7 protein-coding genes are annotated in these 9,881 nt (G+C 61.2%); 4 read left to right on the top strand and 3 right to left on the bottom strand.

All coding sequences use genetic code 11. From position 1 onward, the window contains the following. Positions 1 to 32: 32 nt before the first annotated feature. Genes ACMLHG_RS03055 through larB form a run of 3 tightly spaced genes read right to left on the bottom strand, consistent with a single transcriptional unit; the run spans position 33 to position 3,747 of the window. A complete protein-coding gene (locus tag ACMLHG_RS03055) occupies positions 33 to 1,214 on the bottom strand; it encodes a D-alanyl-D-alanine carboxypeptidase family protein (RefSeq protein ID WP_417169507.1) in 1,182 nt (393 codons plus the stop codon). Between the two features lie 15 nt (positions 1,215 to 1,229). Further along, positions 1,230 to 2,954: a 2-isopropylmalate synthase gene (locus tag ACMLHG_RS03050; RefSeq protein ID WP_417169506.1), complete on the bottom strand. Its 1,725-nt coding sequence runs from the start codon at positions 2,952 to 2,954 to the stop codon at positions 1,230 to 1,232. A 40-nt stretch (positions 2,955 to 2,994) separates the two neighbouring features. Further along, positions 2,995 to 3,747 carry a nickel pincer cofactor biosynthesis protein LarB gene (gene larB / locus ACMLHG_RS03045; RefSeq protein ID WP_417169505.1) on the bottom strand — a complete coding sequence of 251 codons (753 nt, stop codon included), beginning with the start codon at positions 3,745 to 3,747 and terminating at the stop codon, positions 2,995 to 2,997. A 111-nt stretch (positions 3,748 to 3,858) separates the two neighbouring features. Between larB and ACMLHG_RS03040 the strand changes: the two genes are divergently transcribed. The 4 genes from ACMLHG_RS03040 (at position 3,859) to ACMLHG_RS03025 (ending at position 9,750) form a co-directional block, all read left to right on the top strand. Further along, positions 3,859 to 5,145 carry a Mur ligase family protein gene (locus ACMLHG_RS03040; RefSeq protein ID WP_417169504.1) on the top strand — a complete coding sequence of 429 codons (1,287 nt, stop codon included), beginning with the start codon at positions 3,859 to 3,861 and terminating at the stop codon, positions 5,143 to 5,145. A 141-nt stretch (positions 5,146 to 5,286) separates the two neighbouring features. After that, the gene (locus ACMLHG_RS03035; RefSeq protein WP_417169503.1) at positions 5,287 to 6,327 is read left to right on the top strand and encodes a GntR family transcriptional regulator; all 1,041 of its coding nucleotides are present in this window, start codon (positions 5,287 to 5,289) and stop codon (positions 6,325 to 6,327) included. 18 nt (positions 6,328 to 6,345) lie between these two features. Then, on the top strand, positions 6,346 to 7,116 hold the full coding sequence (locus ACMLHG_RS03030) for a DUF1559 domain-containing protein (protein WP_417169502.1): 771 nt from the start codon (positions 6,346 to 6,348) through the stop codon (positions 7,114 to 7,116). A gap of 15 nt (positions 7,117 to 7,131) precedes the next feature. Then, positions 7,132 to 9,750 carry a hypothetical protein gene (locus tag ACMLHG_RS03025; RefSeq protein ID WP_417169501.1) on the top strand — a complete coding sequence of 873 codons (2,619 nt, stop codon included), beginning with the start codon at positions 7,132 to 7,134 and terminating at the stop codon, positions 9,748 to 9,750. Positions 9,751 to 9,881: the final 131 nt, after the last annotated feature.

Raw genomic sequence — 9,881 nt, 5'->3', positions numbered from 1 at the left:
TATTTTTTCAGAAATTTTATCCTCTTTTGCGATCAAAGCGTCGCCGCCCGCCGGTATCCCCAGTCGATCAGCTTGCGGCAGAAGCGATCCCGATCCCGTGCCGACTTGAAGCCGGTCACGCAGCCAAGAATCCGGCGGCCGTCCCGCAACACGCTGAAGGTCAGACAGCTGCCGGCATCCGCGGTATATCCGGTTTTGAGCCCGTCCACGCCTGGCCAGCGCGGATTGACCAGCTTGTTGGTTGTCGTGAGAATCGTCTTCTTATCGCCTTCGCGGATCGAATCCTGTTTGGTGGTGCTCCACTGCATCACCGGCGGGTATTCCAGCAGCTGTTCGCCGACCACCACCATATCCCGGGCGCAGCTCAGAGAGTTGCCGAGCTTCTTATCCTTCAAGCCGCAGGGACTTACAAACTTCGAATGCATCATCCCGAGGGAGCGGGCCCGCTGGTTCATCCGGATAATGAAGCTGTTGACGTCGCCCCCGATGAATTCCGCGACCTGCGTCGCCGCATCGTTGGCGCTCTTGATCGTCACCGCCTTCAACAGATCTGACAGCGGGAAGGTCTCACGCGGGTCAAGCCAGATAATTCCGGTCCGCGGGACTTTCAACACCGTCCGGGTGATCTTCACCGGGGTATCGAGCGATATGGCAGGATTCCTCTCCATCTCCTCAAAGGTGAGCAGAAGCGTCATCATTTTCACCATCGAGGCGACCGGCACCATCTTGAAGGAATCCTTTTCCCACAAAACGTTGCGGGTATTGAGGTCGACCATGATTCCGGTCCGCGCGCCGGCACTGCCCGGCACCACATTGGCCGGCAGATCCCCCCGCACCGCCGTCGCAAAGTTGAACGGCTGGCCGAATTTGGGATTCCCGGTCGGTTTCTTGTAACGGTAGACCGGCGGAGGCGGCGGCTCCGGCGTTTTCGCCACCGGTTTGGCCGCCGGTTTGCGCGAGAAGCCGAAAAGACGGCTCCAGAAGCCCGGTTTCTCCTCCGAAGCCTCCGGTTTTGCCGTCGGTTGCGCCGCGGCCGCCTGAACCGGCGCTGTCGACGCCGTCGCCGCTGCCGAAGCCTCCACGGCCGGTTCCTTCGCCGGTTCCGCCTCCGGATGGTTGAAGACAAACAGTTTGATCAGCAGAATGTGCGCGGCGATGATGATGATCAGCAGTACCGCAAAGAGCTGCACTCTGGCCCGGGTCACTTCATTCATGGCTCCGCCGCCCTCCTAGACGGTCTGGACCATCGCCTGGTCCCGGCGGAACACCCCGCGGGCCGCCGCCCGGTTCATCGCACTGATCAGCGCCGCGATGGCGGCCCGGTCGATGTTGGAGTGCTCACCCGCACCGTAGATCAGCTCCTTGTGCTCCGGCGTATCGCCGCAGCGGAGGCCGACAAACGCCATGGCGCGCGCGTCGGCGTCCTTGCCGAGCGTGCGTTCGGAGAAGTCCTCCAGCTTGAAGAACGGCATCAGCCCGGAGCTCTTCAGCGCGTGCACCACCGCCGAAAGCGGCCCATTGCCCTGCCCGGTCAACTCATACTTCTCGTCGCCGATGAACCAGGTGAAATCGGAGCCGGAACGGTCGCCCACCGAGGCGCGGTGGTAATCCTCCATCCGGTAGGGGCCGACGATGTTGACGAAATTCTCGTCGAAAATCCGGCGCAGCTCTTCGGAGTTGATTTCTCCGCCGGTCCGGTCGATGTACTCCTGCACCACCGCGCCGATCTCCGGATGCATCGTCTTCGGCGGGTAGATGCCGAACTCCTTCTCCAGCACGTAGACGATTCCGCCCTTGCCGGACTGGCTGTTGATGCGGATCAGCTTCTCATACTGCCGGCCGAGGTCGGAGGGGTCGAGGTGGAGATAGGGGATCTTCCAGCCCTGCTTGAAATATTCGGTGATCTCCGCGCGGTGTTCGAACCCCTTCCGGATCGCATCCTGGTGCGAACCTGAGAAGGCGGTGAAGACCAGATCCCCGGCGTAGGGATGGCGCGGATGCACCTCGATCCCGGAGTTGCGTTCGACGATCCGCACGATCTCCGGCATGTTGCTGAAATTGAGTCCGGTCTTGACGCCGCGCGATTCGAGGTTGAGCGCCAGCACCGAGATGTCGAGGTTGCCGGTCCGTTCGCCGTGGCCGAAGATGGTCCCTTCGACCCGGGTGGCTCCGGCCAGCAGCGCAAGTTCAGTCGCCGCCACCGCGCACCCCTGATCGTTGTGGGCGTGCAAACTGACCGTGGTTTCCGCCAGATAGGGATATTTGCGACAGAAGAGTTCGATCATGTCGGCATACTGGTTGGGCGGACGCCGTTCCACCGTCGCGGGCAGATTGAGGATGAAGCTTTCCGGCGTGGCCGCGCCCCACTCCTCCTTGATCGCGCAGCAGAGCTCCACCACGAAATCGAGGTCGCTGTCGGTGAACTCCTCGGGGGAGAACTCGTAGGTCACCTTGCCGGTAAGCCCTTCGCGCTCGATCGCTTCGCGCACCATCCGGGTGCCGTCGATCGCCATCTGCATGACCTGCTTGTGGTCGCAGTTGAAGACGAACCGCCCGTGCAGATCGGAGGTCGGCACATAACAGTGAGCGATGGCGCTCCGCACGCCGCGCAGCGATTCGATGGTCTTGTCGATCAGGTGGCGGCGCGCCTGGGTCAGCACGGAAATGCGCACATCGTCCGGAATCAGGTTGCGGTCGATCAGCATGCGCACGAAATCGTGATCGTCCGCCGAGGCGGAGGGGAAGGAGACCTCGATCTCCTTGAAGCCGATTCCGAGCAGCATGTTGAAGTATTCGAGTTTGTGTTCCGGCGACATCGGTTCGGGCAGTGCCTGATTGCCGTCGCGCAGGTCGACGGAGGCCCAGATGGGCGGAACGGTGATAATCCGGTCCGGCCACTGCCGGTCTTTGATCGGAATCGGCTCCGGATAACGGTATTTCGGATAGTTGCTCATCGTATTGTCATCCTTCTGCGCCGGAACCCGGCGCCATTGATTATTTTTCTCTGCAATTGATGATCCGGGCGGCGGCGCACGCGGCACCAAACCCGTTGTCGACGTTCACCACCGTGACGCCGGCGGCGCAGCTGTTGAGCATCCCGAGCAGTGCCGCCAGTCCGCCGAAGCTCGCGCCGTACCCGACGCTGGTCGGGACCGCGATCACCGGCACCCGGACCAGTCCGCCGACCACGCTGGGCAGCGCCCCCTCCATGCCCGCAATCACAATGCACACATCGGCGCGGCGGAGGCGGTCGAGCGACGCGAACAGCCGTTCGATTCCGGCGACGCCGACATCGGTCACCAGTTCGGAACGCACACCGCACTCCTCCAGCGTGTATTGCGCCTCCAGTGCGACGCCGAGATCGCTGGTGCCGGCGGAGACGACCGCCACATTGCCGTGAAGCTCCCGGGCGCTGTTCTGCACGGCGAACACCTTCGCCTGCGCATCGTGGATTCCCTGCGGCACCTTCTCCAGGAGCGCCCGGCCGGCCGCCGGTTCCACCCGGGTCACCAGCACCGAACCGTTGCGGCGGAGAATTTCCGGCACGATCGTCAGGAGCTGCTCCACATTCTTCCCGGCGCCGTAGATGAACTCCGGCATGCCGCAGCGTGCCATGCGGGCGTGGTCGATTTTCGCGACGCCGAGATCGGCAACCGCACCTTCCGCCGCGGCCAGTCGGGCGACGGCCTCCGCGAAGCCGAGCGTCCCGTTCGAAACAGCCTCGAGAATTTTGCTCTTTCTGTCCATATCGGATAAAGAATATAACTTGCGGCGGCCCAAATATCAAGTATATTATATGGAAAAGCCGGGGGATTTTCCCCCGGGGGAACCATCCGGCCGGATCTGCCGGAGAAGGAAATGATGAAACCGTGCCTGATTCTCGGAGGCGGAGTCTCCGGCCGTGCCGCCCGGCGCCTGGCGGAAACGCTTGGAATGGAAGCGGAAATCCTCTCTGACCCTGCGCCGTGCCCGCCGGAAGAGGCGGTGGCGCACCGTTCTCTGCTCGTCACCAGCCCCGGAGTGGTGCCGCTCACTTCGCCGCTCTGGCAGGCGGCCGCCCGGCGGGCAGAGCGGGGGGAAGTGGAATTCATCAGCGAGCTGGAGTTCGGGTTCCGCCACCTGCCGCGCCGCCGCTGCATCGCGATCACCGGAACCAACGGCAAGACCACGACGACCGAACTTGCCTGCCATCTTTTGAACGCGTCCGGAGTTCCGGCGGTGACGGCGGGGAACATCGGCGTACCGCTCTCCGACATCGCCGCCGACATGCGCGAGGGGAAGCTCCAGCCGGAGACTCTTCCGGTGGTGGAAGTGAGCTCGTTTCAGCTGGAGCGCGCCGACTCCTTCGCTCCCGTCGCCGCGGCACTGCTCAACCTGGAGTCCGACCACATCAACCGGTACGCCGGCGGATTTGAAGAGTACTGTGAGGTCAAGCGGGGAATCTTCCGCCATGTGCCGGAGGAGAACCGTATTTTCGGATTGTCGCTCCCGGCGCCCCGGCGCGTCGAGGTGCGGGCGGGAAGGCTTTTCGTGGACGGTCGTGAACTCATTGACACCGCCGGGACCCGGCTCCACGCGCCGCACAATCAGGAGAACCTCGCCGCCGCGGTGGAGCTGGCGTTGCGGCTCCTGCCGGAAGGGGGCGTTTTCCGCCGGGAATTCACCGATGCGATCCTCTCCTTCGAACCGGGCCGCCACCGGATTGAACTGGTGGCCGAACAGGACGGCATCCGCTATGTCAACGACTCGAAGGCGACCAATCCGGCTTCGGTGCTGGCGGCTCTGCGCACCCTGCCGCAACGGCGTTGTGCGGTGCTGCTGCTCGGCGGCCTCGACAAAGGGATGGATTTCACCCCGCTGCTCGAAGAGAAGGAGCGGGTCCGTTTTGCGGTGCTTTACGGCGCCTGCCGCGCCGCCATCGCGGCGGTTCTCGACGGAAAGATTCCGTTCGCGGAGTGCGGGAACGATTTTGAAAAGGCGGTTGAAATCGCATCCGCCCATGCGCTCCCCGGCGACACCGTTCTGCTCTCGCCCGCCTGCGCCAGCATGGATATGTTTCGCGACTACAAGGAGCGGGGCGACCGGTTTGCCGCCGCGGTTCATGCGCTGCTTTCGGAGCGTTCCGGCGGAACGGGTCCGGTGTAGCGCATCTCTCTCGGCAACCAGGCGTTCCCTTATTTTTTTTGAAAAAATTTTTCCAGACGTATTGACATCCCTTGCTTTTTTTGCTATAATAAAAACAGACAAGTTCGTCATACTTGTTCGTTTTGAAGAAAGGCGATGGAAATGAGTCAGAAGAAGCCAGTGTTTCAGGAGGTAGCCGGATCGCTTTCGACGCGGATCCGCCGGCGGGAGCTGACCCCGGGGATGGCGCTGCCGTCGGAAAACGAGCTCTGCCGCCAGTTCAGCATCAGCCGGTTTTCCGTGCGCAAGGCGCTGGACATTCTCGAAGCGGACGGGCTGATCTTCCGCCAACCGGGGATCGGTTCCTTCGTCTGTGAAAATCCGCAGCAGGCCAGGGCGCCGAAGACTTTGAACATCGCCATCACCGGTTCCCGTGGCGACTTCAACCCCTATATCGCCGAAGTGTTCGATGGGGCGCAGAAGATCTGTTCCGGGGAGAACGCCCGGCTGGTCTACTGCCCGACCGAGGAGTTCATCACCCGCAACGGCGGGGATATGGATGGACTCATTTTGATGACCACCCGTGAGACGCCGGAGGATTTCCGGCAACTCAATGCGATCTCGGGCAACGGTATTCCGGTGGTCCTCATCAACCGCTTCTCCGACCTGCCCAATCTTGCCTATGCGACTGTGGACTACGAGCTGGAATCCCGGCGCGCACTCGAACTGCTCTTCCGGATGGGCCGGAAACGGGTCGGATTGATCCAGACCGCTTCGCTCAGTCCCTACGCCAATCAGACCCGCGCGGCGGGATACCGGGAGGCGTGCCGGCAGGCGGGGCGGCCGGAGCTGGTCTGTACGGTGGATTGCGGCGGAGTTTCCGCGATTTCCACGCTGGAAGATTTCTTGCGGAAAGAGCAGCCGGACGCCCTGTTCGTGACGGTGCAGAGACTGCTCGACTACGTTCTGCTCGCCGGTCGGACGGCCGGGCGCGGGATCGGGCAGGATCTCGCCGTGATGTGCTTTGACAAGGTGGACCTCTCTCTGCCCGGGCAGGAGGAGGTTATGTATATCGACATGCCGTTGACGGAGATGGCGGCGAGTGCCGCCCGCTTCATCATCGCCCGGAGGCGCGGGGAGAACGTTCCGATGATGCGAACTCTCTCCAACGTCCGTTTCGTGTTCAGCAGCAATACGCTCTGATTTAAATGGGAGGATCGTATGAAAAAATTCACCTTGATCGAACTTCTTGTCGTAATTGCGATTATTGCAATTCTCGCCTCGATGCTGCTTCCGGCGCTGTCGCAGGCGCGGGAGCGTGCCCGGTCCGCTACCTGCATCAGCAATTTGAAGCAGCTGGGGCTCGGGTTTGCGCAGTACGGTGGGGACTGCGACGACTGGCTGCCGCCGCCGGAAACACCATACGCGAAATGGACGTTTCTGCTGATGGGGCCGAACAAAAGAGCGAATGAAGCGGAAAAATGGGTCACTGGATTGTACCATACGAACGGGAATTATGCCAACAACAAGCTGTTTTTCTGCCCATCCACCACCTACCAGGTGGATCTGACCGGAAATATGACTTTTGCGGAAGCGAACAGCGATGAAACCCGCGCCGCTACCTGGTGGCACCAATTTCCTTTTTATGCGATGAACAGCTGGCTGCGGCCGAACCACGTCGATTACACCTCCGCCAAAATGGGATCGATCAAGTCACCCAGCCGGAAGATGCTGCTGGTGGATGGATTCAGAAGCAAAAGTACCCAGATGTCATTCGATGAGAACGAGGAATATGGGTACTACCGTTTCCGCACGGAATACACCGGCACCTATCAGGCGAATCCGGCGGCGCGTCACTCCCGGGGCGTCAATACGCTTCATCTTGATGGAAGTGTCAAGACATACAAAGTAGCCAATGCATTGACTGTCCGAGCCTTCTTCCCGTTCCGTGATGTGGAGGAGAATTATCCCTATCAACGATATGAATACTGAAACAGGAGTACATGAATGAGAACAGGCTTTCTGCTTCTTGCGGTTCTGACTGCCGGAATATTGTGTGCCGCGCATCCGTTCCGGGTCGATCTGCGCAATGCCGACTGTTTTGCGGAGGGGAACGGCACGGTTCCGATCTCCGGCGAGAACATCCGGGTCGGGCGAATCGGGAAGAACGGTTTCACAATCGAGGGGGCAACTCCGCTCCGGGCGGACCGGTGGAGCCGGACTACCGTCACCTTCACGCCGGCCAGGACGGGCTCGTTCGACCTCTGGCTGCGCGGCCCTTGGCGGAAACCGAAGGGGGCGAAGGAGATCGAACGTCTTGAGGTGATCTATGACCAGCTGGAACTCTCCGGCGCGACGTTGCAGAACGGCGATTTCGAGAGCGCTTCCGCCGCCGACCCGACGCTTCCGGAACATTGGCGGAGAGTCGGGAAAGGGGCTGTCCGGTTGGGAAACGCCGTTTCCGGGCAGTTCGGCGCGAAGGTGTGGCATGACGGCACGCTTGCTCAGAAGATTGCGGTCAAAGCGGGCGTGCCGGTCACGCTCTCCTTCTCCGCCCGGCGGGAACCGGGCGAGGCGGAAAAACCGGTTTCCGCCGGAGCGATTCCGCTCACCGGGTGGAGCGGCGAAACCTCTCTGCAACCGGTGCCGAAAGCGGGGGTGGAGGCGCTTCTGCCGGGCAAGGGGAAACTCTTCTGCTCCCGGCAGATTCTGGTAAAGCCTTCGACGCGCTATCAATTGAGTTTCCGTTACTACAGCGAGCGGAGCAACCTCTTTTATCTGGAACTCGAAGAGTACGATCGCACCGGGCGGCCGCTTCCCCGTACCGACTGGATGCGCCACCGGGACACCTTTCTGCGCCCTGATCTTTCGCTCCGGAAAACGGAACTCCAAATGGAACTGCCGTTCGACACGCAGCCGGAGTGCGCCTCGCTGCGCATCGAGATCCGGAAGCTCTCTGCGGCAAAGGTGTGGTTCTGGGATTTCCAGCTCAAGGAGGAGAAGCCGCGCCGCCTGCTGGAGCCGGAACCGTTTCAGCCGGGCGATTCCCTTTCGATGCGGGGGCCGGACGGCATCTTCTACCCCGATTTCACCCGTGCGGGAGTTTCCGAACGGCGTCCGCCGAAAACCGTTTTTGCGGCGCGCGACTTCGGCGCGCTTCCCGGAGACGATCGCGATGACGCCGCCGGAATCCAGAAGGCGGTCGACGCCGCGGCGAAGAACGGCGAGGGAATCGTCCAGCTCGAAGCGGGCGAATATTGGCTCGACGGCAAGGTGTACATCACCGCCGACCGGATTGTCATCCGCGGCGCGGGCAGGGGAAAGACGCGGCTGGTCTCGCGCCCCCGCCCCTCCGGTTTGCAGATCATGAACTTCGCCCCCGGGAACCGCATCGGCGGAAATACCCGGCTGGAACTCTATTTCCCCTGGAAAAAATGCACGGCCGTATCGCTTCTCTTCGACGGCAAAGTGCTGGGGCGCTGGGCGATTCCGGCCTCCGCCGAGGCGGAGAAGTTCGACTCCACCGAGGCGTATCTGAAATCGGTCGGCTTCCGCAAGGACCGCGGATTTTCCGTGAGTCAGGCCGATCCGGCGGTGGGCAGAATCGTGCTCCCGCCGCGGGAGTATCTCAGCAAACTTCCGGCGGGCCCGTGCCGGCTGACCTTGAAGACGACCGGTTATCAGGGAGAAGCGGTTCAGGAGACGTTCGATTTTCAAGTTACTCCTGCACAGAGGTATACAAAAGAGCATTCTCTGCTTCACTTCGAAGGCAACGAGTTCACCGCCACCACTTCGCGGATGCCGCTTGCCGCCGATGTGAAACGCGGCGAGGTGGAGGTCGAACTCGCTTCCGATCACCGGCTCACGCCGGAATGCGAATACATCTTTCTAAACGCCCCGGTCAATACCGAATGGGATAAACTGGCCCATTCCCCGCTCGCCTGGGGGAAAATGCGCCGGAACGCCTTTCGAATTCTCCGGCGGGAAGGGAAACAACTGACCCTTGCCACTCCCTCCCGCGTGCCCTACTTCGCGGCGGAAGGGGCGTTTGCCACCGCATTTTTCCCGATCCGCTTCTGCGCGGCGGAGGGGTTCACGATCGAACAGCAGGGGAAGATTCAGCGGGATTTTCAGCTCAACGCGATCTCGTTTCAGGCGGCCGCCGACTGCGAAGCGCGCAACCTCGAGGTGGTCAAGGCGGGAGTCTGGCCGGTGCGGTTCAGCCATGTGATCCACTGTGTTTTTGCCGATTCGGTGCTGCGCGGCGCACATTTCCCCCGTTCGCTCCTGAGCTACGCCGGGTTTGAATATGGCACCCACTGCCTGATGGAGCGAATTGAAACCTTCGATCTCCGCCATGCGCCGCTTTTGAACTGGTGCTGTTCCGGCTGCGTCATCCGCGACAGCGTCTTTCACAACAGCGACGCGCAGTTTCACAGCGGCTACTGTCTGGAAAACCTGATCGAACAGTGCCGGATCATCGAGACCACCGGAAAGTTCTCCAGCTACGGTTTCGCCTTCTATTCAACGCCGTTCAACGACGGGATGCACGGCTCCTGCGGACCGCGCAACGTGATCTACAATTGTGACGCCCGGTCCAGAAGGAGTTCGATCTATCTCCTATGAAACTGAATTTATGGGGGATGGCAGAAAGTTGAGTTTTCCATGGAGATATTCTTTCTCATTAAATGAAATCATGTATCGGTATATTGGCTTTGGATTTATTCTCCCATACGAGGCAACGAAACAGAGTTCGT

The sequence above is a fragment of the Victivallis sp. genome (assembly GCF_048170485.1).
In the GTDB taxonomy this organism is placed as follows: domain Bacteria; phylum Verrucomicrobiota; class Lentisphaeria; order Victivallales; family Victivallaceae; genus Victivallis.
Note: the sequence above shows the minus strand (reverse complement) of the source record. Positions and strands in the feature narration are given on the sequence as shown.